The sequence below is a fragment of the Mesorhizobium sp. B2-6-2 genome (assembly GCF_006440615.1).
Lineage (GTDB): Bacteria > Pseudomonadota > Alphaproteobacteria > Rhizobiales > Rhizobiaceae > Mesorhizobium.
In genome coordinates this window covers 117003-143921 of the sequence record NZ_VFUG01000009.1, presented here as the reverse complement: position 1 = coordinate 143921, position 26919 = coordinate 117003, and the positions used below count along the sequence as shown (strand labels likewise).

Sequence of the window (26919 nt, the reverse complement as noted above, 5' to 3'; positions counted from 1 at the left end):
CAACATCCTCTTGAAACCGGCGGCCGGATCGAGCCTGCCTTCTCAGATTCATACCTGCACTCTGGGGGGCCAACGTGAAATCAAGAAATGCGGACTATTCGAAAGTTTTTCTTTGTTGTGGCGGGCGCACCAGAACATCGGGGTTCATCGTGCCCCGCGGATCGAACGCGTCCTTCAACCGAGACATCAAGTCACGCTCCACCCGGCTTCTATTGAGGTCGGCCATGGCGATCTTGGCGCGGCCAAGCCCATGTTCGGCGGCAAAGCTGCCATCCATCTTCGTGGCAAGCAATGACAGCGCCTGCGCGAACTGCTCGGCCTTGCCGTCGAAATCGGCGCGGCCTTCCGGGGGCGACAAATTATAGTGGATGTTGCCGTCGCCGAGATGGCCGAACGGATTGATGCGCACGCCGGAAAGAATGTCGTCGCAGATCGCAGCACCCGACTCGATGAAACGGGCGATGGCACCCGTTGGCACCGAGATGTCGTGCTTCAGTTGCGGGCCTTCCAGCCTTTGCCCTTCCGGCTGTTCCTCGCGCAGACGCCAGAACTGCGCGCGGTGGGCGACAGATGTCGCCAGCGCGCCGTCCAGGACAAGGCCTTGATCCACGCCCCATTCCAGCGCGGAAGTCAGGATGTCGTCCAGCGGAACGCGGGGCGAGCCCGATGCCAGCTCAACGAGCAGATAGACGTCGCCACGCTTATCCAGCTGGTAGGCGAGATCGGGCAGATGCTTGAGCGCCAGTTGCAAGCCGAGATCGCAGAAGAACTCGAGGCCGGTCAGGAATTCGCCCGCCTCGCCGCGCAGGAAGGCGCCGAAGGAAACGGCGGCGGCAAAGTCGGGCATGACCAGAAGGGCGCTCGCCTGCTGCCGGGGCGTTGGGTAGAGCCGCAGGATCGCGCGCGTCACGATGCCGAGCGTCCCTTCCGCGCCGCAGTAAAGCTTGCGCAGCTGGTAGCCGGCATTGTCCTTCTGCACCGCGCGCATCCCGTCCCACACCGCGCCATCCGGGGTCACGACTTCGAGGCCGAGAACCAGATCCTGCATCATGCCGAAGCGAAAAGCCTGGCTGCCGCCGGCATTGGTGCCGATCAGGCCGCCGACCCTGGCGCTGCCCTCGGCTCCGAGATGCATCGGGAACATCAGCCCGTGCGGCTCCAGCGCCTCGTGTAGCGCGGCGAGCACGACGCCGGCCTCGACGATGATCGATCCGCTCTCCGGATCCGGTTTGCCGATCGCCGCCATGCGTGAGAGCGAGACGATCACCGCATTCGACTGCTCGGCCACGGCACCACCGCAAAGACCGGTGTTGCCGCCTTGCGGCACCACCGCCAGCCCTGCCTCCCGGCATGCGGAGACGACCGCGGCCACTTCAGTGGTGGTGGCGGGCCTGGCGACGCCCAAAGGCGCGACGCCATAGCGATCGAGCCAGTCGCGCCGGTAAGGCTCGGCATCGCGGCCCGAAAGCCAGCCTTTCGGTCCCAGAATCTCGTGCAACGTGGTTGCGGGATCAGTCATCGAAAACCAGAGCGGCTGCCTTCAGCACGTTGCATCTTCCCAAACCCGCTCAATGATCCAGCACCTGCGACAGGAACTGCCGCGTGCGCTCGTTCCGGCAAGAGGTGAAGAACTCCTCCGGTGGAGCCTCCTCGACGATCTCGCCTGCGTCCATGAAGATCACCCGGTCGGCAACCCGGCGCGCGAAACCCATCTCGTGCGTGACGCAAATCATCGTCATGCCGTCGGAGGCAAGCGTGACCATGACGTCCAGCACCTCGGAGATCATTTCGGGATCGAGCGCCGAGGTCGGCTCGTCGAACAGCATGATCTGGGGCTGCATGCAAAGGGCGCGCGCGATAGCGACCCGCTGCTGCTGGCCGCCGGACAGCTGGCCTGGAAATTTCATCGCCTGCTCGGGGATGCGGACCTTTTCCAGATAGCGGCGTGCGGTTGCCTCGGCCTCGGAGCGCGGCTGCTTGCGCACGAGCATCGGCGCAATCATGCAGTTCTCCAGCACGCTCATGTGCGGAAACAGGTTGAAGTGCTGGAACACCATCCCGACCTCCCGCCTGATCCCGTCGATGTTGCCGACATCGTCGTTGAGCTCGGTGCCGAGCACGACGATGCGGCCGCCATTGTGCTGCTCGAGCCGGTTGATGCAGCGGATCATCGTGGATTTGCCGGATCCGGAGGGTCCGCAGATGACGATTTTTTCACCCCGCTCGACCGAGAGGTTTATTCTCCGCAGCGCGTGGAACGACCCATAATATTTATCGAGATTCTCGATGCGGACGACAGGTCCGCCGGACTCACCCCGACCAGCTGCGATCATCTGCGCCTCCTCACCGTTCGCCGACCGACATGCGGCGCTCGAGATAGGCGCCATAGCGGGAAAGGCTGAAGACAAAGACAAAATAGATCATAGCGATGAAGGCATAAACTTCGATGTAGGCGAACCGCCATTCGCCGGTGCCGTAGGCGGCATTGCCGGACGCCAGGATCTCGAAGAAACCGACGATGACCACCAGCGAGGTCTCCTTGAAGGAGATGACGAACTGGTTGATCGTGGCCGGCAGCGCGTTGCGCATGGCCTGCGGCAGGAGAATGCGGCCGATGCGCTGCCAGTAACTCATGCCGAGCGCCATGGCGGCCTCTTCCTGTCCATTGGGAACGCCTTGCATGCCGCCTCTGACGATCTCGGCCTGATAGGCCGAGAAGAACAGGGCGGAACCGAGGATTACCCGGTACAGCTTGTCGCCTGCCAGCCATTGCGGCAGAGCGAAGGGCAGGACGATGGCGAATGTGAACAGGATGGAGATCAACGGCAGCGAACGGACACCATCGATGATGAGGCCGGTGGTTCGGGATATCCAGGGCAGTTCCGACCGGCGCAGCAGCGCCAGGCAGATCGCCAGCGGGAAGCCAATCAGACAGGTCGTCACGAAGATGAAGAGGGTCAGCGCCAGGCCGCCCCACGCTTCCTCGCCGACGTGGGCGAGACCCAGCACGCCGCCTTTCATCAGCACGTAATAGAGCGCCGCTCCGGCGCCCCATACGAGCGCGATCCGCCGGCCGGTCCAGAAGGCCGGGATACAGCTCAGCACCGTCATCACCACCACGGTTACGCAGGCCAGCGCCGAGCGCCATTGCTCCTCGAAGGGATAAAGACCGAACAGAATGATCCGCCATCTGGCGGCGATGACCGACCAGCAGGCCCCCGACGCTACCTGGCAGGCTTCCGGCCCGCCGACGGTGGTGAAGACGGCCGAGAAGATCGCCCAGTTCAGAAGCTTCCAGCTCAGGAAGACAAGGATCGCCAGGGAGACCAGCGACAACAGCGCCTGAAGCGGCGTCGCAAAGAAGCGACGCCTCAGATCCTCGAGCTTTGCCGGAGCGGGGGGCGCGACAATGACCATCTCCATCTCTCATCCCCTCAGTTGGTTGCCCTTGAGGGCAATGGCTTTGTTGATGCGATTGAACATGGCGGCCAGGCTGAGGTTGATGGCGAGGAAGCCTGCCATCAGGATGCCGATTGCTTCCAGCGTCTGGCCGGAATGGTTGATGGTCAGCGCCACGATCATGAAGAAGTCGGTGAAGCCCACTGCAATACCCATCGTGGTCGCCTTCATCAGCCACACATACTGGTTGGCAAGGATCGGCAGCATGGCGCGCAGCGCCAGCGGTAGCCGCACCAGCGTGAACACGCGCCAGGGGCTCAAGCCAAGCGAGCGTGCGGCCTCCATCTGGCCCTTGCCGACAGACTTGAAGCCGCCGCGCACGATCTCGGCAATATAGGAACCGCCATAGATCGCGATCGCGACCGCAAGCGCGGAAAACTCCGGCGGAATGCGCAGGCCGCCCCTGAGGTTGAGGCCTTGCAATGACGGGAAGTCGAGCAACGGCGCGTCAGGCAAGCGCCCGGCCACCAGCATGATGGCCGCGCAGGCCAGGGCCGCCGCCGCGCCTATGAGCTGGATGGTGACGCGCTGGCCGATCGGCTGGCTGAGGCGCGACGTCCTGCCCAGCCATACCGGCAGAACGATTGCCGCGACCACGGCCAATGTCACGGCGGCCATCGCCGCGCCCCCGACATTCGGGACCGGCACGTAGAGGCCGCGACTTGTCAGCAGGAGCCCCCAGGCTTGATGCGCGCTGCGCGGCGGAGGCAGATGCGTGATGAGCGCATACCAGAAGAAAACCTGCAGGATCAGCGGGATGTTCCGGAAGATGTCGACGTAAGTGCGGCCGAGCAACTGCGCCAGTTCGTTCGTGGAGGTGCGAGCCAGGCCGACGACCGTACCGACGATGGTTGCAAGGATCAGCCCAACGCTTCCCAGGAACAGCGTGTTGAGCATGCCGATGAGGAAATACCACCAATAAGGATCGTTGGCGGTGGCCGGCAGGAGCGAGAAGTTGACGTCCCAGCCGGTCGACTTGAACAGAAAATCGAAGCCGGAGGTGATCCCTTGCTCAGCCAGGTTCCGTCGTGCGATCACGACGCCGGCCAGCACCAGCGCGGCGATCGAGCCGACATAAAGGACCTGCACGAATGCATTGCGGACCTTCTGATTTCTCAGCAGGCTGCTCATTTTCCGACCCTTCCCGAATTGTCGCTTGCTCCGCCCGGCGCGCGCCGGGCGAAGCCTGAAGCAAGCTCCGTTCAAAAACGGATCAGTCGATCACCAGCGGGAACAGGACGCCGCCATTGTTCCACAGATTGGTCAGTTCGCGATCCATCTTGTAGGGCGACCCCTTGCCGAGATCGCGATCGAAGATTTCGCCGTAATTGCCGGTCTTCTTGATGACGTTGTAGGCCCAGTCGTCGGGGAGCCCGAGACCCTTGCCCATGCCCGGCGAGACGCCGAGGAACTTGGCGACTTGCGGCGAGGTTGGCTTGGCCTTGATCTCGTCGACGTTCTTGGAGGTGATGCCTTCCTGTTCGGCGAACAGCAGGGCGGTCAGCGTCCAATTGGCGATGTCGACCCAGTTGTCGTCACCCTGGCGCACAATCATCACTTCCGGCTCGACCGCGAGAACGTCGGGCAGGATCACGTGGTCGTCCACCTTGCCTTTGGCAACACGCGCGATTGCGAGGACTGGTCCCCACTGGGCGTACATGTCGCAGCGGCCGGAGAAGTATGCCTGCTCGAGTTCTTCCGTCTTTTCGATGACGACCGGTTCCAGCTTGATTCCGATCTTCTGCGAATAGGCGGCAACCTGCTGCTCGATGGTCGTGCCGGCAGGAATGCAGATGGTGCCGCCAGTGGCATCCTTGAGCGACTTCAGGTTGAGCTCCTTGTGCGCCATCACCTTGGTCGTTCCGAGGTAATAGGACATGGAGAATTGCAGCCCAAGCTCGGTGTCGCGGCTGAGCGTGCCGCCCGACGCCTTGATGATGATGTCGACATCGCCCGATTGCAGGGACGGCCAGCGCTGCGCCCAGCTGATCGGCACGACCTTCAGCTTTGACGGGTCCCCCAGCACGGCCGTGGCGACGGCCCTGCAGAGGTCGATGTCCATGCCCTTCCAGTTACCCTTGTCATCCACCTCGGCAAAGCCGAGATAGGAGCCGTCATGGCCGGTGCAGTTGAGCGTTCCGCGCGCCTTGACGGTGTCGAGCGTCTTGCCGCCCGCGGCCTCGGCCGGCGCCGCCAGATGAACCAGGCCAAGAGCCAGGACCGCGGCCCCCCATTCGATCATTTTCATATTTCTTGTCTCCGCTGTTTGAGGTTGTTCCGTTTCTTGTTGTTGGAGATCCGAAGAGGCTTTCGGGTCTCTGTCGCGAGCCGCTCCTACTCGGAGAGCGGGGTCGGTTTCGGCAGGGAAGAGATCTTGAGATCGCTTCCCCAATCCTGCTGGACCAGCCATCGGTGCAGGGCGGCCACCGCCTTCGCACGCAGATGGCCGCGCGGGACGATCAAGTAGAATCCGGGGACTTCCTCCGGTTTCATGTCGGCCAGGGCATCGCGGCCGATCGGCGCGACGAGCGCGCCGGACTTCAGGTCCTCCACGGCATCGATGACCGAGACCAATCCGACGCCGATGCCTTGCATGGTTGCACGGCGCATGGTTGCCGCATCGTCGAAGCCGATACTGCGGTCGCCTTCCGTCTGCTCGACGGCAAGGTGGCGCAATATGTCCGGCCACAGGCGCTTCGACTTGACGGTGTCGAGCAGCGTGAACCGCGTCAGGTCCTGCGCCGACTTGATCTTCTCGCCGATGGCCGGCGTGCAGCAGATGATCTTCGGGTCCGGCACCAGCAGCGTCGTCTCGTAGTCAGGCCAGTTGCCGTAGCCCCACTGCACGGTCATATCGATGTCGTCGCGTCCGAAATCTGGCAGGTCGACCATCGTCGTCAGGCGCAGATCCGCGACCGGCAGGATCTCGCGAAACAGCGAAAGCCGCGGCAGCAGATAGTGGGTGGCGAAGTAGGGGCTCGCATTGAGGTTGATGCGATCCCGATAGTTCGACTTGGTGACGCGGCGAACGCCTTCGGAAAACTCGTCAAAGCCCGCCTTGACGTAGTGCGACAGAAGGATCGCCGACTCCGTCAATTCGATCGACCGGCCTTTGCGTTCGAACAGCGTCACCTGAAGCGTGTCTTCGAGAAGCTTGATCTGCTGACCGACCGCCTGCGGCGTCACCAGCAATTCGTCGGCCGCCTGCCGGAAGCTCTTGTGCTGCACGACGGCATGGAACACTCGAAGAGCATTGAGCGAAGGAAGGCGAAGTTTGCCGGTCATCGTAAATTCCGCCTCCTTTCGTTTGAAACTCCGTCGATCATGCACTGCTGTATCTCAGCCGAAGGCAGTCGCCTCAGGCGTAGATGTAACCGCCTGAGACAATTACGTTTTCTCCGGTCATGTAGGTATTCTTTGGGCCGCCCGTCATCAGTACCCATTCGGCAATCTCGGTGGGCTCGGCGCCGCGGCCAAGTGGACTTGCCTTGGCGAGCTCCTCAAGGAAGCCGAGGGCTTTTGCCTTCTCCGTGGCCATGCCGGCCGGCGCGACGGAGTTCACCAGAATGCCGTCCTTGGCGACGTGATGCGCGAAGGATCGCGTCAGGCTGACAACGGCCGCCTTGGTCGCCGCGTAGTGGGCGTTCTGCGGATGCGCCTTGAAGGCGTCGACCGAGGTGAGGTTCACAATCCGCCCGCGCACATGGTTCTTTGGCTCTTGCGCCTGCATGTGGCGAACCGCGGCCACCATCATGTGATAGGTGCCTTTGATGTTGATGCCGTTGGAGGCGTCCCAATCGGCGTCGGTGATTTCGAGCAGCGGACGGCGCGGATAGATGGCGGCGCAATTGATCAGCGTGTCGATGCGCCCGAGCTTCGAAACGATGTCACCGAAGGCCGCGTGGCATTGCGGGGCGACCTGGATATCGCAACTCGCGGCAGCGGTCGGCAGGCCCTTGGCCTTCGCGGCTTCCAGCGCACCCTCGGCCGCCTCCAGGTTGATGTCGATGATGCCGATCTTCGCCGCTCCGGCCTCGACAGCCATGCGAGCCAGGAGCGCGCCGAGGCCGGCGCCGCCACCGACGATGAGTACGGAAAGATCTTTCATCCTATTTTCCTTGCTTGCTGCCGCTCGGCGGGGTCGGCCGGGTCGGCATGATGTCAAAGCGGGTTACGTCGGCCCAGGCGGGCAGGCCGAGCAGCGCGGCGACCATCTTGGCCACGTCGTCCGGCTGCACGGCGACATTGCCGGCGTACATCGCCGCACGCGCCTCGGCGTCGAGGATGTCCTTGTAGAGCAGCGTCTCGACGCGGCCGGGCACGATCTCGGTCACGCGAATGCCGTATTGCGAGAGATCGGCACGCAACGCGGCGGCAAAGCCGGCGATGGCCGCCTTGGTCGCCGAGTAGACGGCGACATTGGGGAAGGCCGCGTGCGCGGCGGAAGAGCCGGTGAACAGGATGTGCCCCGATTGCCGCTCGCGCATCTGCGGCACGACGAGCCGGGTGAGCAGGATTGCGGCGCTGAGGTTGATCTCCAGCGTGGTGTCGATGTCGGCGATCTTCATGTCGGCGAAGTTGCCGAGCGGCGGCATGATGCCGGCATTGTTGATCAGCACGTCGATGGTGAGATCCGCCACGACCGCTTCCAGGGCCTCGCGATCGGTGACGTCGACGGCGATGGGCACGATGCCTGGACGCTCGGCCTGCAGCTCCATCAGCGCCGCCTGGCTGCGACCGACGGCATAAACCTCATAGCCCGCATCGCTCAACACAATGGCTATGGCTCGCCCTATGCCGCTCGTCGCTCCTGTGATGAAGGCTGTCGTCACCTGGGCTCCCCCAATTGCCTGGCGCCAGTTTGCGGCCTCGACCGATGCCGCGAAACCAAGAAAACCAGCAAAAAGGAAAGATAAACTTTCGTAAATGGTTCCTGCGTCCGGAATTTTTCGAGCCGGCAGTGCGATTGAGAAAAGCTGCAAACCCCAAGAAACCGAGGGAAAGCAACGTGCTCAGCCGCAGTGCGAGAGTCGCTGCCGGCAAGCGGAGCAAAAACATGGCTTTCGCAATGGCCGGTGGGCCGCGAAGCCGATCACGCAAAAAGATCCCCGGGCACCGAAGCCCTCACGCACCTGTCGAGGCGGGCCTCTTCATGCCTTTGAAGAGGGAGGCCGCGGCCGCTCTCTGATCGACATCGGTCTCCTCCACGCCTGAAGCCCGGGCCAGGGCTCGGACGCGTCCCAGGCTGTTGTGCAGGTGCTTGCGCATGGCCTGTCGCGCCTTGCCACTGTCCTGCCTCTCGATGGCATCGACGATGGCTTTGTGCTCGCTGTGGATACGGGCGTAGTAACTGTCCTTGAGCGCAGGCTCGACCAAATAGCCGAGCTGGAAACGCGGCACGATCATCGGCCCGAGATAGCTCAGGAAGCCATGGATGAACTCGTTGCGCGCGGCTTTGGCGATCGCCAGGTGGAAGTCGTAATCGTAGTGGATCTGGACGGCTGCGGGATCGGCCTGCTGGGCGTCAACCTGTTCCATTATGGCGCGGATATCGCGCGCGTCCTTATCGGTGCGCCGTTCCGCGCAGAGCCCGGCGGACTCCACCTCGACGCTCAACCTGAGCTCGAGCAAAGCAATGGTTTCCGGGAGCGTTCTCAGAGCCTCGTCCGGAATCGAAAAATTGCGCGGCACGGGCGTTTCGCTGACGAACATGCCGCGGCCCTGCTGCGGCACCACCATGCCCTCCGAGCGCAGTCGCGCCACCGCTTCGCGCACGACGGTGCGGCTGACATCGTACTCGGCGCAAAGCTCCGCCTCGGTCGGCAGTTGCGCGCCGGGCTGCAACTGTCCGGAGCGGATCTTTTCGGCCAGGCTCTCCGCCACGACGGTGGAAAGCGGCTTGCGCTTCGTCATCTCGGTCCTTCCGTTCAAGTTCAGATTCGGGATCATGCCCGAACCGGCAAGACCATTCAAACCGCCGCGGTGACGATCAGTTCGACCAGCATGCCGGGCTTGGCCATCCGTCCCTCGCCGGAGGAGCGCGCCGGCGCATGCTCCTTCGGCATCCAGGCGTCCCAGACCGTATTGACCTCGTCGAAATCACGCACGTCGTCCAGCCACATCTGGACGTGGAGGATGCGGGTCTTATCGGTGCCGGCCTTGGCGAGCAGCGCGTCGATCTTGCCGAGCACTTCGCGCATCTGGTCGGCCGCGGACTGGCCCGGCCTGGCAACCTGGCCGGTCAAGTAGAGCGTCCCGTTGTGGATGACGCCGTGATGGATGCGGGTGTCGAAGTCGAAACGCTGGATATCGCTCACTTGATTTTCCTCGTCAGATCGCCGGCGTCTGCCGGATGGGGTTGCCCTGCAGGTACTGCGCGTAGGGTGCTTGAACGAGCCAGCCGGCATCGACGGGAAGCGTGACGCCAGTGATCGAGGCGGCGCGGTCGGAGCAGAGGAACACGGCCGCCTCAGCAACGTCGCGCGGCTCGACAAAGCGGCGCAGCGCGGTCGTGGCCTGGATGGCTTCCGGATTGCGCTCGCCCTTGGCGATCTTTGCTTTCAGCCCGTCCGACAGCGTGTAACCCGGAGCCACGGCATTGACGCGAACCCCGTGCGGGCCGAGCTCGGCGGCCAGCATCTGGGTGAGGGCCAGCACCGCATGCTTTCCCGGCGTGTAGGCCGGCAGCGATAGCGGCGCGAAAGAGGCAAGCGAGCCGACATTGAGGATCGCCCCGCGCCCGGCCGCCGACATCAGCCGGCCGAACACCTGGCAGCCGAGTAGGGTGCCGCGATAGTTGATGCGCCACATCTTTTCGTCTTCGTCGAGATCCTGGTCGAGCACATGCTTGCCGCTCTGCAGGATGCCGGCGCAGTTGACGACGACATGAGGTGTACCGAAGGTGTCGCCGACGGCTTGCGCCAGCGCCTCGACGGAAGCCGGATCGGCGACATCGGTCTGCACGAAGAGGGCACGCGGCGCGCCCTCCGCCTCGCTGGCGCCCGCCGCTTCCTTGCCTCGAACGGCATCGCGGCCTGCGACGGCCACCTGATGGCCGTCCGCTGCGAAGCGCAGCGCGATGGCGCGTCCGATGCCGGACGTGCCGCCGATGACGACCGCTGTCGATGCCTCAGCCATTGCCGCGATCCTTCCGCTCGATGTCGAAGAATTCGGACATGGCCTCGACCTGGAAATCCATCATCGGGCGCCCGGGCTGGATGCGACAGCCGATTTCCTTCGCCGCTTTGAGCAGTGCCGTCTCGGCCGGCTCCATGATGATGTCGACCACTGTCATCTTCGGCGTCAGCTTGGTCACGTCCATCGGCAGCGGATCGCTGGCCTTCAGTCCCGAAGGTGTCGCGTTGATCGCCATGTCCATTCCGGACGGATCAGGCTCTCCGACCTCGATCCGGCAGTTGGGAAAAGCCTTGTTGACCAGCGATGCGAGTTTTTGCGCGCGTTCCCTGTCGATATCGGCCAGGCGGATTTCCGCCGCGCCTTCTTCGGCAAGGCAATAGGTCAGCGAGGCGCCCGCGCCGCCGGCGCCGACCTGGAGGATGCGCTTGCCGGCGATCCGGTGTTCGCCGGCCTTCAGTCCCTTGATGAAGCCGACGCCGTCGAAATTGTCGGCATACCAGCTGCCATCCGCCTGCCGGCGCACGGAATTCGCGCTCTGAACGCGTGCGGCGCGATCGTGAGCCGTCGCACATTTGTGAAAGACCGCGACCTTGTATGGCACCGAGATAATCACGCCGCGAATGTTCTCGGCCGCCGTGATGCCGGCCCAGAAGGCCTCGAAATCCTCCGGTCGGCAGCTCAACGGCACCATCAGGCTGTCGAGTCCCTTCTGCTCGAAGATTTGGTTGAACATGCCGGGGCTCTTGGCATGCCCGACTGGATGGGCCAGCATCACGAAGACATCGGCTTTGCCGGTTCCGCGCATCGGTTCATTCCTTTCTTTTGAGAGTTCATGATTACTCGAGGTCTCGATCGCCCGGACGAGGGACGAGTGGTCGGCCTCGGCACCTCCCGCTCGCGCCGAACAGGCATTCATCAATTGCTGCGCCATCGCCGTGTTCGGCAGGGAGACGCCAAGCGCATGTGCGCTTTCGAGCGCGAGGTTGAGATCCTTCTGGTGAAGCCCGATGCGAAAGCCCGGCGCGAAGGTGCGGGAAATCATGCGCTCGCCATGCACTTCGAGCACGCGGGAAGAAGCAAAGCCGCCCATCAGCGCGGCGCGAACTTTCGCCGGGTCGCAGCCGGCCTTGCTGGCGAAGACCAGCGCCTCGGCGACCGCCTCGATGTTGAGTGCGACGATGATCTGGTTGGCGATCTTGCAGATCTGCCCAGCGCCATTCTGCTCGCCGATCAGGGTGATGTTCTTGCCCAGCCTCTGGAAGATCGGCAGCGCCCGCTCGAACTCGGCGGCCGGGCCACCGACCATGATGGTGAGGCTCGCCGCATTGGCACCAACCTCGCCGCCGGAGACCGGCGCGTCGAGAAAGCCCGCTCCGACTTCTCGTAGCTTCGCCGCGAATTCAGCCGTGGCGATCGGGCTGATCGAGCTCATGTCGATGACCAGCTTGCCGGCCGAAATTCCTTCCAACACACCGTTCCGCCCGAGCAGGACGCGCTCCACGTCGGGCGTATCCGGCAGCATGGTGATGACGAGCTCGGATATCCGCGCCACCTCGGCGGGGGAGGCTACGACTTTTGCCTTCAAGTCCCTTGGAAGAGGGGAGCGGTTCAGGACCGTGACGATCTCGTGCTCCGCGTCGGCGAGATGCCGCGCCATCGGCGCGCCCATGACGCCAAGTCCGATAAAGCCGATTTTCATGCGCAACTCCCGTTCCGCGTCAGAGCGCCTTGCAGCTCCAGTTCGACGTATGATATAGGACATCATACAAATTTCAATGCACCTTCTTCTCATTGGAGACCGATCGCAAAATGCAGGAGCGTGTCAATTCGCTGAAGGCGGCCGTTCAGGCCGGCCGGGCTCACATCGGCATCTGGTGTTCGCTGGCTTCGGCGCTCACCACCGAGGTCGTCGCCGGCTCCGGAGCGGGCTGGCTGCTGATAGACGGCGAGCATAGCCCGAACGATCTGCGCAGCATCATGGCGCAGCTGCAGGTCGCGGCGGCGTTTCCGTGCGAAGCCGTGGTGCGATTGCCGTCGGATGATGCCAATCTCATGAAGCAGGCATTGGATGTCGGCGCCCGCAGTCTGATGATCCCCAATGTGCGCACGGCCGATCAGGCACGCGCCATCGTCGCAGCCATGACCTATGCGCCAGGCGGCTTCCGAGGCTTTTCCGTCGGTCATCGTGCCAACGCTTTTGGCCGCATCGCCGGCTACCACGCCAAGGCGCGCGAGCAACAGCTGCTGGCCGTCCAGATCGAGGACGAATCCGGCGTCGCCAATGCGGGCGAGATCGCCGCTGTCGCGGGCGTCGATGTGCTCTTTGTCGGCCCCGGCGATCTCTCCACCAATATGGGCGCGATGGGCAATCCACGCGCTGCACATGTGCAGGAGGCGATCGCTTCGGTGCGCAAGGCCGCGGCCGCCGCTGGCAAGGCCAGCGGCATCCTGGCGCCGGTCAAGGCCGACGCCGACCGCTATGTCGCCGACGGCTTCACCATGATTGCGGTGGGCTCGGATCTCGGTTTGCTGGCGCGGGGCTCGGACGCCCTTGTCGCCTCGTTCAACCAATAGAGCGGAGAACTGCCATGGCGATCCCCACTTACAAGGCACCTTCGCGCGGCGCCTATGACATCGTCATCGTCGGCGGCGCGGTCATCGGCTCGTCCACGGCCTATTGGTTGAGCCAGGCGCTGGGTAGTCGCGTGTCGATCCTCGTCGTCGAGCGCGATTCGAGCTACCAATTCTCCTCGACCGCGCTCTCCACCAGCGCAATCCGCCAGCAGTATTCCAACCCGATCAATGTGAAGATCAGCCAGTTCGGCATCGAGATCATTCGCGGTTTCCAGGAGCGGATGGCGCCGTTCTACACCAATGAGCCCGCGCCTGATCTAGGCTTCAAGGAACATGGATATCTCTATTGCTGCTCGCCCGAGGACGTGGACGCGGCGCGAGAACGGGTCGAGCTGCAGCGCAGCCTCGGCGCCCACACCGTCTTCCTCGAACCGGGCGTGTTGAAGGAACGTTTTCCGTGGCTGAATGTCGAGGACCTCGGCGGCGGTTCTTGGGGTTCGCGCGAAGAAGGCTGGTTCGATTCGATGGGCCTCCTCAACGGCTTCCGCCGCGCGGCGCGCGCGAGCGGGGTCGAATATATCGACAACGCCGTGACGGATTTGGATGTTTCCGAAGGCCGGGTCGTCTCGGCCCGCCTCGCGACCGGCCAGACCGTTTCCTGCGGAACATTGGTCAACGCCGCCGGTCCACGCGCACAGCAGGTCGCAGCCATGGCCGGCCTCTCCATCCCGGTCGCGCCCTACAAGCGCTACAGCTTCGTTTTCGCCAGCGCCAATCCCATCCCCGGGCGGATGCCCAATGTCATTGACCTTTCCGGGACATTCGTGCGTCCGGAAGGCGAACTTTTTCTCACCGGCAACACGCCGCAGGGCGACGGGCCGGCCGACTATGACGACTTCGAGATGCATTTTGAAGAGTTCGACGATTACATCTGGCCGGCGCTCTGGCACCGCATTCCAGCGTTCGACGCGTTGAAATTGCAGACCAGCTGGACCGGCCATTACGAATACAACATGCTCGATCACAACGGTATCGTCGGCTTCCACCCGGAGGTGACCAACTTCATGTTCGCCAACGGTTTCTCCGGACATGGCCTGCAGCAGTCGCCTGCCGTCGGCCGGGCAGTCTCGGAGCTGATTGTCCACGGGGCTTTTCAGACGCTCGACCTGTCGCCGTTCAGCTACGAGCGCATACCGCGCAATCAACCGTTCCTCGAAGAGGCGGTGATTTGAGCCGTGTCAAAACCGAGCCGACCAGCGCTCCCAATTTTATTTTAGGGAAAATGAAAAATGAAGATCCTTGTGCCCGTGAAGCGGGTTGTGGACGCCAACGTTAAGGTCCGGGTGAAAGCCGACGGACTGGGCGTCGAGCTTGCCAACGTCAAGATGGCGATGAACCCGTTCGACGAGATCGCGGTCGAGGAAGCCATTCGCATCAAGGAAGCCGGCAAGGCTGAAGAGATCATCGTCGTCTCGATCGGCCCGCAGCAGGCGCAGGAGACGCTGCGCACCGCGCTCGCCATGGGCGCCGACCGCGCCATCCTGGTCAAGACCGACGAGCAGACCGAGCCGCTGGGCGTCGCCAAGGTGCTGAAGGGCGTGGTCGAGGCGGAGGCGCCCGGCCTCGTCATCCTCGGCAAGCAGGCGATCGACGACGATTCGAACCAGACCGGCCAGATGTTGGCGGCACTGCTTGGTTGGTCGCAGGGCACCTTCGCGTCCAAGATCGTGCTCGAAGGCGATCAGGCCAAGGTGACGCGCGAGGTCGACGGCGGCCTGCAGACGGTGGAATTGAAGATGCCGGCGATCGTCACCGCCGACCTTCGCCTCAACCAGCCGCGCTATGCCTCGCTGCCCAACATCATGAAGGCCAAGAAGAAGCCGCTCGACGAGAAGAGCCCGGCCGACTACGGCGCCGACGTCAAGCCGCGCCTCAAGGTGATCAAGACCGAGGAGCCAGGCGGCCGCAAGGCGGGCGTCAAGGTCAAGAGCGTGGCCGAGCTGGTCGAGAAGCTGAAGAACGAAGCCGGCGTGCTTTAAAGCGATCGGGAAAGGACAAAGAAAATGGCAATTCTCCTCATCGCAGAACACGACAACGCAAGCCTTTCCGAGCAGACTGCCAAGGCGCTGTCGGCGGCGCTGCAGATCGGCTCGGATGTCGACGTGCTGGTGGCCGGCAAGGGCGCCAAGGGCGCGGCCGATGCCGCCGCCAAGCTGAAAGGCGTGCGCAAGGTGCTGCTCGCCGGGGCCGACGAGCTTGCCGAGCGTCTCGCCGAGCCGACGGCGGCACTAGTCGTCTCGCTCGCCGGCTCCTATGACGCGATCGTCGCGCCGGCCACCTCGTCGGGCAAGAACATCGCGCCGCGCGTCGCCGCCCTCCTCGACGTCGCCCAGGTGTCCGAGATCATCGAGGTTGTCTCGCCGGATACCTTCAAGCGGCCGATCTATGCCGGCAACGCCATCCAGACCGTGCAGTCGACCGACGCCAAGAAGGTCATCACCGTGCGCACCGCGTCCTTCGCGGCAGCGCCCGAAGGCGGCTCGGCCTCGGTCGAGACGGTCGGCGCCGCCGCCAACCCCGGCCTGTCGTCTTTCATCGAGAACAAGCTCTCCGAGAACGATCGTCCGGAGCTGACCTCGGCCAAGATCATCATCTCGGGCGGCCGCGCGCTCGGCTCCTCGGAGAAGTTCCAGGAAGTCATCCTGCCGGTCGCCGACAAGCTCGGCGCCGCGGTCGGCGCCTCGCGCGCCGCGGTCGACGCTGGCTACGCACCGAACGACTGGCAGGTCGGCCAGACCGGCAAGGTGGTGGCGCCTGACCTCTACATCGCCGTCGGCATCTCGGGTGCCATCCAGCACCTGGCCGGCATGAAGGACTCGAAGGTCATCGTCGCCATCAATAAGGACGAGGAAGCCCCGATCTTCCAGGTCGCCGACTACGGCCTGGTCGGCGATCTCTTCGTCATCCTGCCGGAGCTGCAAAAGGCAATCCAATAGTAGCGCACATGGAGGCGCCAGCATCGAGGTCCACGTGGCACAGAGTTCCGAGGCTCCCGGTGGAATGGGTGAGACAGGCACGTCTTGCATCGTGCCGCTGTACCCAACGCTATCTTCGCAGACATGGGAAAGCGGATGCGCAAGCTGCCGGTGGACCCGAGGAGTTGAAGCGGTCAGGTTGATCCCGAGTGAGGTGATGTTCGCGGTGGAGAACCGGCCCCATTCATTTGACGGTTCTTCCGACGATTTGATCAAAGTCGCAAGACGCGACCGAGAAAGGACCGTCAGAAATTGTGATCGTTCTGACGGTCTTTTTCTGAAGCGGGCTACCCGAAGTTGCAGCGCCGCGCTTCGCGGAGTCTTTGAGAAGGTGCGAGTTACGTAGCTTTGGCTACGATTCACTGATAAAAAAATCGGCGGCTCAGGAAACGTGCAAGCGGTCTTGGATCGATCGGCTCGCTCTCAATCGTCAACACGGCGAAAACGCATTCATGAATCTGGCGCCACACGTGGGATGAGGACGGCGCGGACTCAGAGAGGACTATGAAGACTTGGCTGAGCGGAGCTGTGTCGAAACGACTGGTGCTGGGCGGTGGCGCCAAGACTGCGCACGAACTCGAGGTCGAGATTGAGCGGCTTCGAGACCGCCTAGCCGCAAATGAGGCCGAGCGGAAAGAGCTTGAGGCCGCGCTGAGGAATCTGGTGAGCCGGCGCTCGGCCGCGGCCGCAAATTATTCACCACCCGTCATTGCAGATGCGCCGGGGGTCACTGCCGCGTCACCCACCGCGGAAAAGATCGCGCTGTTTCGGGGCCTATTCGCAGGCCGTGCTGACGTATTCCCTGTCAGGTGGGAAAATCGGAAGGCCGCAAAGTCCGGCTATGCGCCCGCGTGCGCCAACGGAGTCAGTCCAGCGTAGTTGATCCAGAACAGTCGCTGCTCAGCGACTGAGATCCAGTTCCGTTCCGGTTCGCAGACATTCCATATAGGCTCGATATGCGAAGCTGCGGTCGCGCTTCTTCCCTGTCGTTTCCACGAGGATATCAATCTCGGCTAGCACTTCGATTGCGCGGGTCGCGGTCGGTTTGCTTGTCTCGAGGAGTTTCATCGCCGATGCGACGGTCACGATCGGATGACGCGGAAGTCGCTCGAATAATCGGAGAGCGGAAACGGATGCTGATTCCACACCGAGCAGCCGCGTGCGATCCGTACTGACGAGGTTGAACAATTCGCGGGCCGAGACGACGGCTTCATCGGCGATCGTTGCCACGCCATCGAGAAAGAAGTCGATCCAGCCCTCCCAGTCGCCTTCCAGCCGCACGAGATTGAGGCGCCGGTAGTACTCTTCGCGGTGACGCTTGAAGAAGAGGCTGATATAGAGGAGCGGTGCCTTCAATAATCCCCAGTGCTCCAGTAGGAGGGCGATCATCAGCCGTCCGATTCGTCCATTGCCATCGAGATAGGGGTGAATGGTTTCGAACTGCGCATGCAGGAGGCCCGCGCGCACGAGTTTTGGCAGCCGGTCGTCGGCATGGATGTATTTCTCGAAGGAACTGAGAAGTTGCGAGAGTTTCTCGGAGGGCGGGGGAATATAGACCGCGTTCCCGGGCCGGCTTCCGCCAATCCAGTTCTGGCTGCGGCGTATTTCTCCAGGTTGCTTGCTACCGCCGCGCACGCCACGCATCAATCGCTTATGGGCTTCGTTCAAAAGCCGCAGCGAGAGCGGCAGACCACGTTTCGACGCGAGCTGACCGCGCGCGTAGGCAAGCGCATCGAGGTAGTTTGTAACCTCCTCGACATCGGCGTTGGGTTGGGGCTGATCCTCGGCTTCAAAGGCGAGAAGGTCGACGAGCGATGCTTGCGTGCCCTCGATCTGCGACGAGATCACCGCCTCCTTGCGTACGAAGGCGTATATGAACCAGTCGAGCGAAGGCACCATCTCGCCCGCCAGATCGAGCCGGACAAGCGCCTGCTCGGCCTGCCCAAGGCGATGTTCAAGCTTTGCGTCGATGGCGAGCGCCGGCCGCGCAGGCGGCAGATCGAAGGGAACGAAGGCATCGATCTTTTCGCCGCCTGCGGTCACGTTTGCGTATCGGCCTGTTGTGCGCTTCGGCATGTCTTGGGAGCTCGCCCCAGGGATGACGTCGTTTCAACGCCCGCATGCAAGGAACGCTCACGTTCCCTACCAGCCCACTAAGAACTCACTCTTTACTAGCGGAAGCCGTTAGTCAAGAGATCGTTCTTAGAGTTTGCGTGGATGGCACGAAATAGAGATTGGGCGATCCCAGAGGCCACTCGATAGAGTTCCATCGCTGCGAACGATAAGCAGCCCGTCCGGATTGCGAAAGATCCACACGGGAATCTCGCCGTTCTCAGCGCGGGATCGCCGCAGCTACATCGCTCAGCCAGCCTCGCAATGCGTTCAGGTTGGCGCGCTCCTGATCGCATTGCAGGATGAGAGGTTCGGCAAAAGCGGCATCGGGCATCAGGCGGCGAACCTCGGCCATCGCGTCGCCGGCGCCGAAGCCTCCGTGGGTGATGAACGGCAGTACGGGCTTGCCGGCAAGATTGGCGGTCGCGAGGAAGCTTCGCATTGGCGCGGGCAGCGACCCGCCCCAAATGGGGAAGCCCAGGAATATGAAGGCACGATCCGAAAGGTCCGGGGTCGATTTCAGGGGCAGAAGCCGGTCGCTGTTGCGCCAGCGCGTGGCCCAGCGGACCATCTCTTCGTAATCCTCGGGCCAGGGATCACGCGGGCGGATTTCGATGAGATCGGCACTGAAGCTACGCGACAGGTCCCCCGCCAGCATCCGCGTATTGCTGGATCTGGAAAGGAAGATCACGGCGCACGGACCGGACCCTAGCGCAGAGGCCGCTGGGGCAGTCCAGGTCGAGGCGGCGGCGAGAGCTGCCCCTCGCAGGATCTGCCGGCGATGGAACTCGCCGTGGGTTGGCTTTTCGCTCATGGTCTCTTCGCGTTCCGGCCGCAGCAAAACCTTGCCCACCGAGTGAAATCCGGACTCATGGAGAGTTATTCTCGGTCGGCTTTGCCGAACCAGTGGACGGCAGTAGTGCCGCCATCGATCAGAAAATCGCTGCCCGTGATGAAGGCGCCGTCCGCGCTCATCACTAGCGCGGCGAGGTTGGCGATCTCGTCGGGCGTGGCGGCGCGGCCCGCGATCGAGCTCTCGATCATCTTGCGATAGCCTTCGCCGCGCGGCCCTTTCAGTTCGTCATTGGCGAGCGGCGTGATGACGATGCCGGGGCTGATCGCATTGATCCTGGCGCCGCGTCGGCCCCACCGCACCGCTTCCGCCTGCACGCGCAGACCATTGCCGCGCTTGGAAAGCTGATAGGCGTGGAGCGTGTCCTGCACCGCGTCGGGCTGGAGAAACGGCAAATCCAGGAGCTGGTCGACCGGCGTTGTCGCCAGTTGGCGGTTCTGCTCGACCGTAAGCGGCCCCATGCGGTGACCGGACTGCGACGAGATGACGATCCCCGAGCCGCCCTTGGCAATCACGTTCCCGAACGCTTCCAGCAGCAACGCGGTGCCGTACAGATCGACCTTCAGGATAGCCTCGATCGGCGCCTGCGAGGGTGAGACGCCCGCGGCCTGGATGAGGCCAATGACTTCCCCCAGCTCCGCCGCCTTTGCCACCAGCGCCTCTACTGATTCGCGCGACGATACATCTACGCTGACGGCCTGCGTGGCGTATCCGGCGTCGCTCAGGACCTTCGCAGCGGCCTCCGCTTTTTCCCGGCGTAGGTCGGCGAGCAGCACGGACTTGCCCACGCTTACCCGCCGGGCGATCGCCTGGCCGATCGAACCGGCGCCTACGACGACGACAACTTGTGACATCAGACATCCTCCTTCGTGGCGGATTCCACGCCGGCCATCGCTTTGCCGGCGGGCGTATAGCGGTCGCCTTCGACTTCCAGACCGGCAAGGGCCGTCTTGATCTCTGCCAGATCGGTCTCGGTCAGCGCGATATCGGCGGCGCCGAGATTTTCTTCGAGCCGGTGCAGCTTGGTCGTGCCGGGGATCGGCACGATGTAGGGACGTTGGGCAAGCAGCCAGGCGAGTGCAATTTGTGCCGGGGTGGCGTCCTTTGCTGCCGCAATACGCTTCAGCAGGTCGACGAAGGTCGTGTTCTTGGCCAGCGCCTCGGGCTGAAAGCGCGGAATGGCGGCGCGGAAGTCGCTCTTGTCGAGCTTCGTTTCGGGGCTCATCGCGCCGGTCAGGAAGCCCTTGCCAAGCGGGCTGTAGGGCACGAAGCCGATGCCGAGCTCGTCGCAGGCGGCCAGGATGCCGTTGGTTTCCGGCGCGCGCCACCAGAGCGAGTATTCGTTCTGGACGGCGGTGACCGGCTGAACACCATGAGCCCGCCGCAGCGTCGGGACGCCGGGTTCTGACAGGCCGAAGCCCTTTGCCTTGCCTTCGGCAATCAGGTCACGAACGACGCCGGCGACATCCTCGATCGGAACGGTCGGATCGACGCGGTGCTGGTAGATGAGGTCGACTGTCTCAATGCCGAGGCGCTTGAGCGAGCGTTCGACATGGCCGCGAATGTGTTCCGGCCGGCTCGATACGCCACGGTTCTCACCCGTTGCCGGATCGATGTCGAAGCCGAACTTGGTGGCGATCACCACCTGGTCGCGGATGGGGCGGAGCGCCTCGCCGACCAGCTCTTCGTTGGTGAAGGGACCGTAGATTTCGGCCGTGTCGAAGAAGGTAACACCGCGCTCCGCCGCTTGGCGGACGAGCTTGATCCCTTCCTCGCGGCTGACGCGATGGCCATAGCTGAAGTCCAGACCCATGCAGCCAAAGCCGATCTCGCTGACGGCGAGCTTCCCAAGCATTCTTTGTTTCATGATCTACTCCTTTGATGTTCAGCGGCGCCATGAACGCCGAGGCTCTCGCCGATCCCGACCTCCGGCTCGGTGACGAGGCGGATCATCTCCACCTTGTCGCGCGCCGCGCCGCAGTTGATGCTCATGCCCATGCAGCCGAGGCCGAGGGAGCAGACGGTGAGGCCGCTGTGGCCGAGTTCGCGCGTCTTCATCGGATAATCTCCGATCAACGATAGGAGAGCTTCAGGACCTCTGCCGGGAGCCGCTCGCCCTTGATCTCGATCTTGCCGATCGCGGTCTCGATCTCGCCGAGGTCCGCAGGCGTCAGCACGACGTTGGCCGCACCTAAATTCTCCTCGACGCGATCGAGCCGGCGCGTGCCGAAGATCGGCACGATGAACGGCGCGCGGGCAAGCAGCCAGGCGAGCGCGATCTGGGCCGGAGTCGCCATCTTGTCCGCAGCAATGCGCTTGAGGAGCTCGACAAGCGCCTGGTTGGCGGCGCGGGCCTCGGCGGTGAAGCGCGGCGATGCGGCGCGGAAGTCGCTGCTGTCGATCGGCGTCGATGCATCGATCTTGCCGGTGAGATAGCCGGCGCCGAGCGGGCTCCACGGCACGAAGCCGATGCCAAGCTCGGCACACAGCGGCAGCACCTCGGCTTCAGGCTCGCGCGTCCACAGCGAATATTCGCTCTGGATCGCGGTCACCGGCTGCACCGCGTGCGCGCGCCGGATCGTGGCAGCCGCGGCTTCGGACATGCCGAAATGCCTGACCTTGCCCGCCGCAATCAAGTCGTGCACCACGCCGGCGACGTCCTCGATCGGCACGGCCGGGTCGACGCGATGCTGGTAGAGCAGGTCGATCGTCTCGATGCCGAGGCGTCTCAGGCTGGCGTCGACGACCTGGCGCACGTGATCCGGGCGGCTGTTGACGCCGCCACGGCGTTCGCCGGTGGCAGGATCGATGTTGAAGCCGAACTTGGTCGCAATCACCACCTGGTCGCGGAACGGCCGCAGCGCCTCGCCGACGAGCTCCTCATTGGTCCAGGGGCCATAGGCCTCCGCCGTGTCGAAAAGGGTGACGCCGAGATCGTGCGCTCCGCGGATGACGCGGATCGCTTCGGGGCGGTCGGGTGAAGCTCCATAGGTCGAGGCGAAGCTCATCGTGCCGTAGCCGATCTCGCTCACCGCGAGGCTTCCAAGCATGCGCTGTTTCATGGGTTCGGTCCTTTTCGATCGTTTTGGAAGGAGGAAGGGCGTTCAGCCCGGCGTCGGCAGCTTGCCGGCGCGCATCGCCGCGATGACCCCGCCGTCGATGAGAAGATCGCTGCCGGTGATGAAGCCGGCATCGGGACCGAGCAGGAAGCTCGCCGCGACCGCAATCTCGTCGGGCGGCGCCATTCGCTTCGACGGCGAAGCCTCGACCATCGCGCGATAGATGTCGCCGATCTCGGAGTTCAGCTCATACGCCGCCAGCGGCGTGACGATGATCCCGGGGCTGATGGCGTTGATGCGTGCGCCACGTTCGCCCCAGCGCATCGCCTCGGCCTGCACGCGCAGGAAATTGGCGCGCTTGGCGACCATATAGGCAACCAGCGTGTTGGGGATTGCCTCGGCCTGCAGGCAGGGCAATGCGAGCAGCTCGTCCGCAGGCGCGTGGGCAAGCTGCTTCTCATCTTTTTCAGATAGCTGGCGCATCATGTGGCCGGCCATGCTGGAGATGATGAGGCCGGCGCCGCCGTTGGCGATGACCTTGCCGAACTCCTCGAACACTATGGCCGAGCCGTAGAGATCAACTTCGAGCAGCTTCTCGACCGGCGCCATGTTGGGCGAGAGTCCTGCCGTGTTGACCACCTGCATGACCGGGCCAAGCGCCGCGGCGGCTTCCGCCAGCGCCTGCACCGACGAGCGCGAGGTGACGTCGACCTTCTGCGCCACCACCGCATAGCTGGCGCTGCCCAGAACTGCCGCCGCCTTGGCAAGGGTCTCTTCATTCCAGTCCGCCAGCAGGATCGTCCTGCCGAACCCTTGCCGCCGCGCGATTGCTTGGCCGATCCCACCAGCGCCGATCACGACGACCACGTCTTTCGCCATATGCTTGTCTCTCCACAGGGGTTGGCGCGCGCGTCAGGCCCGAGGCATCGCTGGAGACGATATATGCGATAGGCTTTTTAGCTATTAGACGCTAAGTTCTGCATGTGCTTATATCTGGAGCTTATCAATGAAACGGGAGGAACTCAGCGATCTTGCGGTTTTCCTCGCCGTCGCCGAGGCGCGCAGCTTCACCAGGGCGGCCGCGACGCTTGGCACATCCCAATCCGCGATCAGCCAGATAGTCCGCCGACTTGAAGGGGCTATCGGACTGAAGCTTCTCACACGGAACACGCGCAAGGTCGCGCCGACCGAAGCGGGAGAGCAGCTGATCGCAACGCTGCGCCCGGCCTTCGATGAAATCGATGCACGGCTTTCGGCACTCAGCGCTCTGCGTGAGCGGCCGGCAGGTACGGTCCGGATAACCTCGAGCCGACACGCCGCCGAAACGATCCTATGGCCGGCGGTCGGCAAGTTGCTCAAGGATTATCCGGAGGTGACCGTAGAGATCTCGATCGACAGCCATCTGACCGACATCATTGCCGATCGTTTCGATGCCGGCGTCCGCTTGGGAGAGCAGGTCGCGAAGGACATGATCGCCGTGCGGATCGGCCCCGAACTGCGCATGGCAGTCGTCGGCGCGCCTTCCTATTTTGCCGCGCATGGTCGTCCCCGCACACCCCACGATCTGACCGGGCATGCCTGCATCAACATTCGCATGCAGACCAAAGGCGGCCTTTACACGTGGGAATTCGGCCGCGACGGCCGCGACCTCAATGTTCGTGTGGAAGGACCGCTGATACTCAACGACGTACCGATGATTCTGGATGCTGCAGCGGAAGGTGTGGGCCTTGCGTGTGTCCTGGAGGATCAGGCCGACGCGCTGCTTAAATCGGGCAGGCTGGAGCGCGTGCTCGAAGATTGGTGCCCGCCTTTCTCAGGGTATCATCTTTACTATCCCGATCGCCAGCAGCTTCCGCCTGCTTTTTCGCTGCTGGTCAACGCGTTGCGGCACAGAGACCGGTGAGGATGGTTTTAGCGCGGCTTTCTTTGCTGGCGGACTATTGGCCGCGATCGCCGATGCCAAGGAACCACATTCCCATCGGCCAGTTCACTTTCTGTGGTGAAAGGAGCTCGGACCATGGCATCAATCCGATACATTGTGACGGACGTTGACAGTTCGGTCGCGTTTTATCGCGATAACCTCGAGTTCAAGGTTGACATGCACAACCCTGGCAAGTTCGCGGCGCTCATTCGCGATGATCTCACGCTTTACCTTAGTGCTCCGGGGGCAGGCAGTGGAGGAACTGCTGGCGGTAAACCGGAGCCTGGCGGATGGAACCGATTCATGATCGTCACGAAGGACATAGATGTCCTCGTCGGCCGGTTGAACGATGCGGGCGTCAAATTCAAAGGAGAAATCAGCGAGGCGGGAGCTGGTCGCGCCAGACTTCTGGAAGATCCGTCGGGCAACCTGGTTGAGCTGTTTGAGTTCAAGAAGAAATGAGTGGGCGCGCAGATCGGCAGCTGTTGCGGCGGCCTTGATTGCGATGAGGAGCGCTCACAAGCAATCCGAGCCGCTCGCGCCGCGCGATCGCCCCAAAGCGCCACGAGATCCGCTCGCGGCCGAATTGCTGCGCCGCTCGGAGCCGCTATCGGGAGCTCGGTCGCTCTCCAGCAACGGGAACTGGTGAATCCTAGCGACCGGCCCATTTCCGCCCGCACACAGAATCGGAAGTCGCAGTCGAGGAACATTCTTCTTCCCGCGCTATTCGGGAGAAGTTCTCGGGACAATGACATGTCGATACTGGGCTGGATTCTCGGCCGTCGCCTGGCAAATCAGGAACAGTCGCAACGCAAGATCGGCGTGTTCGAGGGCGTGCCGGCAATGGGCCTCGATGGGCTGGGTTCGTCGGCCTATGGGCCGGAAGCGGCGCTCACGATCCTGATCCCGCTCGGCGCGGCGGGTCTCGGCTATATCGGTCCGATCATGGGCGCCATAGTCGGTTTGCTCGCGGTCCTTTATCTTTCTTACCGCCAGACCATCGCCGCTTACCCCAGCAATGGGGGCGCTTATATCGTCTCGCGCGAAAATCTTGGCCGCAACGCCAGCCTGCTCGCCGCCGCCGCGCTGATGGTCGACTACGTGCTCAATGTCGCCGTAGGCATCTCTGCCGGCGTCGGCGCGCTGGTGTCGGCGCTGCCTTCGCTGCATGTCTACACGCTTTGGATCTGCCTCGGGATTCTGCTTTTGGTGACCGTCGTCAACCTGCGCGGCACGCTCGATGCCGGGCGGTTGTTTGCCTTGCCGACCTATCTGTTCGTTACGAGTTTCCTGGCGATCCTGGCGATCGGCGTCTCGAAGACGCTTGCCTCCAGCGGTCAGCCGGTGCCGGCAATTCCACCGCCGCCCCTGCAGCAGCCATCCGAAACGGCAAGCCTGCTCCTCTTGATGCACGCCTTTGCCAGCGGCTGCACGGCGATGACCGGCGTAGAGGCGGTCAGCAACGGCATGACCGCATTCAAGGATCCACCCGTCAGGCACGGCCGGCGCACGCTGGCGGCGATCTGTATGATCCTTGGACTGCTGCTCGGCGGCATCGCCTTCCTGTCGGCACGCTACGGTATCGGTGCGATGGATCAGGAGAAGGACGGCTATCAGAGCGTGCTGTCGCAACTTGCGCATGCCGTGGTTGGCGACGGGGTCTTCTACTATGTCGCCATCGGTAGCCTGCTTTGCGTGCTGGCGCTTTCGGCCAATACAAGCTTCGTCGATTTTCCCCGTCTTTGCCGCATGGTGGCGGAAGACGGGTATCTTCCCAAGCCCTTCGCCATGGTTGGCCGCCGGCTCGTTTTCTCGATCGGCATCCTTTACCTCGCCTCGTCGGCGGGACTGCTGCTGGTCGTGTTCGGCGGCATCACCGACCATCTGATCCCGCTTTTCGCCATCGGCGCCTTTCTGACGTTCACGCTGTCGCAGACCGGGATGGTGATACACTGGGTAAGGGCGCTTCGCACAACCACGGACACGAACCGGACGGGCAACCGGATGCATCTGGCGATCAACGCGTTCGGCGGCATAGTCACCGCGCTGGCGCTCATCGTGATTGTCGTCGCCAAATTCGGGGAGGGCGCCTGGATCACGGTGATCGTCATCCCGGTTGTGATCCTCCTGCTGCGGTTGGTGAGGCGCTATTACGACCAGCTCGAGGCAAGTCTGCGCGAGCCCGGGAAAGTCGATTTGAGCAGCACCGAGCCCCCTGTCGTTCTTGTCGTGACCCAGCAATGGAACAGGATGGCGGACAAGGCGCTCAGCTTTGCCTTTCGCCTGTCCGGAGATGTCATCGCCGTCCATGTGGCGCGGCTGTCGGGCGAAGAGAGCGACGAAGAGCGCGCAATTCGAGGAAGGTGGTCGCAAGATGTGGAAGCGCCGGCGAGGGCGGCTGGCCTGCGCCCGCCACGCCTGCTTCTCCTCAATGCCGACTACCGGCTGATGTACGAGCCGTTATTGAAGGAGATCAAGGCGCTGCGCGGCGAGTTCGATGGCCGCACCATTGCAGTGCTGCTCCCAGAGGTCGTGCCGCCCAATTGGTGGCAATATATGCTGCATACGCAGCGCGCTCGCCGACTGCACGCCAAACTGCTCGAGTTCGGCGGATCGGACATCGTGATCATTTCCATGCCTTGGTATATCGAGGAACCGAAGATCGAGGCGGCCCGTTGAATGTTGCCGCTCCGATCGATCACGCAACCTCGCCAAAAGTTTGGCCGAGCGATGGAAAACAGGAACGTTCCTATTTCTCAAACATTCTCC

At 63.2% G+C, this 26919-nt stretch carries 27 protein-coding genes and 1 pseudogene; 8 read left to right on the top strand and 20 right to left on the bottom strand.

The annotated features are described in order from the left end of the window. Positions 1-94: 94 nt before the first annotated feature. The 13 genes and pseudogenes from FJ419_RS19070 to FJ419_RS19010 all read right to left on the bottom strand — a co-directional run. Positions 95-1519, bottom strand: a complete 1425-nt coding sequence (locus tag FJ419_RS19070; RefSeq protein ID WP_140696732.1) for an FAD-binding oxidoreductase — start codon at positions 1517-1519, stop codon at positions 95-97. Positions 1520-1568: 49 nt separating this feature from the next. Then, the gene (locus FJ419_RS19065) at positions 1569-2333 is read right to left on the bottom strand and encodes an amino acid ABC transporter ATP-binding protein (RefSeq protein WP_140696728.1); all 765 of its coding nucleotides are present in this window, start codon (positions 2331-2333) and stop codon (positions 1569-1571) included. A gap of 10 nt (positions 2334-2343) precedes the next feature. Further along, positions 2344-3423, bottom strand: a complete 1080-nt coding sequence (locus FJ419_RS19060; RefSeq protein WP_140696725.1) for an amino acid ABC transporter permease — start codon at positions 3421-3423, stop codon at positions 2344-2346. Positions 3424-3426: 3 nt separating this feature from the next. Continuing rightward, on the bottom strand, positions 3427-4590 hold the full coding sequence (locus FJ419_RS19055) for an ABC transporter permease subunit (protein WP_140696722.1): 1164 nt from the start codon (positions 4588-4590) through the stop codon (positions 3427-3429). An 82-nt stretch (positions 4591-4672) separates the two neighbouring features. Further along, entirely contained in the window at positions 4673-5707 is a 1035-nt protein-coding gene (locus FJ419_RS19050) for an amino acid ABC transporter substrate-binding protein (RefSeq protein WP_140696719.1), read from the bottom strand. 86 nt (positions 5708-5793) lie between these two features. Beyond that, positions 5794-6744, bottom strand: a complete 951-nt coding sequence (locus FJ419_RS19045) for a LysR substrate-binding domain-containing protein (protein WP_140696715.1) — start codon at positions 6742-6744, stop codon at positions 5794-5796. Between the two features lie 73 nt (positions 6745-6817). Next, positions 6818-7567, bottom strand: a complete 750-nt coding sequence (locus FJ419_RS19040; protein WP_140696712.1) for an SDR family oxidoreductase — start codon at positions 7565-7567, stop codon at positions 6818-6820. A 1-nt stretch (position 7568) separates the two neighbouring features. After that, positions 7569-8291: an SDR family oxidoreductase gene (locus FJ419_RS19035; RefSeq protein ID WP_140696709.1), complete on the bottom strand. Its 723-nt coding sequence runs from the start codon at positions 8289-8291 to the stop codon at positions 7569-7571. A 292-nt stretch (positions 8292-8583) separates the two neighbouring features. Continuing rightward, on the bottom strand, positions 8584-9372 hold the full coding sequence (locus tag FJ419_RS19030) for a FadR/GntR family transcriptional regulator (protein ID WP_181170755.1): 789 nt from the start codon (positions 9370-9372) through the stop codon (positions 8584-8586). 56 nt (positions 9373-9428) lie between these two features. Further along, positions 9429-9776, bottom strand: coding sequence for a RidA family protein (locus FJ419_RS19025; protein WP_140696701.1), 348 nt, complete (start codon positions 9774-9776; stop codon positions 9429-9431). A 13-nt stretch (positions 9777-9789) separates the two neighbouring features. Beyond that, complete coding sequence (locus FJ419_RS19020; protein ID WP_140696698.1) at positions 9790-10596, bottom strand: SDR family oxidoreductase; 807 nt, start codon at positions 10594-10596, stop codon at positions 9790-9792. After that, positions 10589-11368 (bottom strand): shikimate dehydrogenase, encoded by a 780-nt coding sequence (locus tag FJ419_RS19015; RefSeq protein ID WP_281405827.1) that lies wholly within the window; start codon positions 11366-11368, stop codon positions 10589-10591. The genes FJ419_RS19020 and FJ419_RS19015 overlap by 8 nt, the downstream gene beginning before the upstream one ends. 54 nt (positions 11369-11422) lie before the next feature. Beyond that, positions 11423-12295: pseudogene (locus FJ419_RS19010) on the bottom strand (2-hydroxy-3-oxopropionate reductase); the annotation flags it as partial. 110 nt (positions 12296-12405) lie between these two features. Here FJ419_RS19010 and FJ419_RS19005 point away from each other — a divergent pair. From FJ419_RS19005 to FJ419_RS18980, 5 genes are all read left to right on the top strand, one after another. Continuing rightward, positions 12406-13170, top strand: coding sequence for an aldolase/citrate lyase family protein (locus tag FJ419_RS19005; protein WP_140696695.1), 765 nt, complete (start codon positions 12406-12408; stop codon positions 13168-13170). A gap of 14 nt (positions 13171-13184) precedes the next feature. Continuing rightward, positions 13185-14402: an FAD-dependent oxidoreductase gene (locus FJ419_RS19000; RefSeq protein ID WP_140696692.1), complete on the top strand. Its 1218-nt coding sequence runs from the start codon at positions 13185-13187 to the stop codon at positions 14400-14402. Between the two features lie 57 nt (positions 14403-14459). After that, positions 14460-15209, top strand: a complete 750-nt coding sequence (locus FJ419_RS18995; protein WP_140632863.1) for an electron transfer flavoprotein subunit beta/FixA family protein — start codon at positions 14460-14462, stop codon at positions 15207-15209. 24 nt (positions 15210-15233) lie between these two features. Further along, positions 15234-16166: an electron transfer flavoprotein subunit alpha/FixB family protein gene (locus FJ419_RS18990; protein WP_140696688.1), complete on the top strand. Its 933-nt coding sequence runs from the start codon at positions 15234-15236 to the stop codon at positions 16164-16166. Positions 16167-16709: 543 nt separating this feature from the next. Beyond that, positions 16710-17084 carry a hypothetical protein gene (locus FJ419_RS18980; protein ID WP_140696685.1) on the top strand — a complete coding sequence of 125 codons (375 nt, stop codon included), beginning with the start codon at positions 16710-16712 and terminating at the stop codon, positions 17082-17084. Between the two features lie 21 nt (positions 17085-17105). Here FJ419_RS18980 and FJ419_RS18975 read toward each other — a convergent pair whose 3' ends face one another. From FJ419_RS18975 to FJ419_RS18945, 7 genes are all read right to left on the bottom strand, one after another. After that, positions 17106-18281 carry a Fic family protein gene (locus FJ419_RS18975; RefSeq protein WP_140696682.1) on the bottom strand — a complete coding sequence of 392 codons (1176 nt, stop codon included), beginning with the start codon at positions 18279-18281 and terminating at the stop codon, positions 17106-17108. A 256-nt stretch (positions 18282-18537) separates the two neighbouring features. Continuing rightward, positions 18538-19170, bottom strand: coding sequence for a flavodoxin (locus FJ419_RS18970; protein WP_140696679.1), 633 nt, complete (start codon positions 19168-19170; stop codon positions 18538-18540). 26 nt (positions 19171-19196) lie between these two features. Next, positions 19197-20024, bottom strand: a complete 828-nt coding sequence (locus FJ419_RS18965; protein WP_140696676.1) for an SDR family oxidoreductase — start codon at positions 20022-20024, stop codon at positions 19197-19199. After that, complete coding sequence (locus FJ419_RS18960) at positions 20024-21037, bottom strand: aldo/keto reductase (protein WP_140696673.1); 1014 nt, start codon at positions 21035-21037, stop codon at positions 20024-20026. Before FJ419_RS18960 ends, FJ419_RS18965 begins: the two co-directional genes overlap by 1 nt. Further along, positions 21034-21228: a hypothetical protein gene (locus FJ419_RS18955; RefSeq protein WP_140696670.1), complete on the bottom strand. Its 195-nt coding sequence runs from the start codon at positions 21226-21228 to the stop codon at positions 21034-21036. Before FJ419_RS18955 ends, FJ419_RS18960 begins: the two co-directional genes overlap by 4 nt. 14 nt (positions 21229-21242) lie before the next feature. After that, a complete protein-coding gene (locus tag FJ419_RS18950; protein WP_140696667.1) occupies positions 21243-22232 on the bottom strand; it encodes an aldo/keto reductase in 990 nt (329 codons plus the stop codon). 42 nt (positions 22233-22274) lie between these two features. After that, entirely contained in the window at positions 22275-23108 is an 834-nt protein-coding gene (locus FJ419_RS18945; protein ID WP_140696664.1) for an SDR family oxidoreductase, read from the bottom strand. 127 nt (positions 23109-23235) lie between these two features. On the opposite strand from FJ419_RS18945, the gene FJ419_RS18940 reads away from it, so the two are divergent. From FJ419_RS18940 to FJ419_RS18930, 3 genes are all read left to right on the top strand, one after another. Then, positions 23236-24132 (top strand): LysR family transcriptional regulator, encoded by an 897-nt coding sequence (locus tag FJ419_RS18940; RefSeq protein ID WP_140696660.1) that lies wholly within the window; start codon positions 23236-23238, stop codon positions 24130-24132. Positions 24133-24246: 114 nt separating this feature from the next. Beyond that, on the top strand, positions 24247-24612 hold the full coding sequence (locus tag FJ419_RS18935) for a VOC family protein (RefSeq protein WP_140696657.1): 366 nt from the start codon (positions 24247-24249) through the stop codon (positions 24610-24612). A 291-nt stretch (positions 24613-24903) separates the two neighbouring features. Further along, on the top strand, positions 24904-26829 hold the full coding sequence (locus tag FJ419_RS18930; protein ID WP_140696654.1) for an APC family permease: 1926 nt from the start codon (positions 24904-24906) through the stop codon (positions 26827-26829). The last annotated feature ends 90 nt before the right edge of the window (positions 26830-26919 follow it).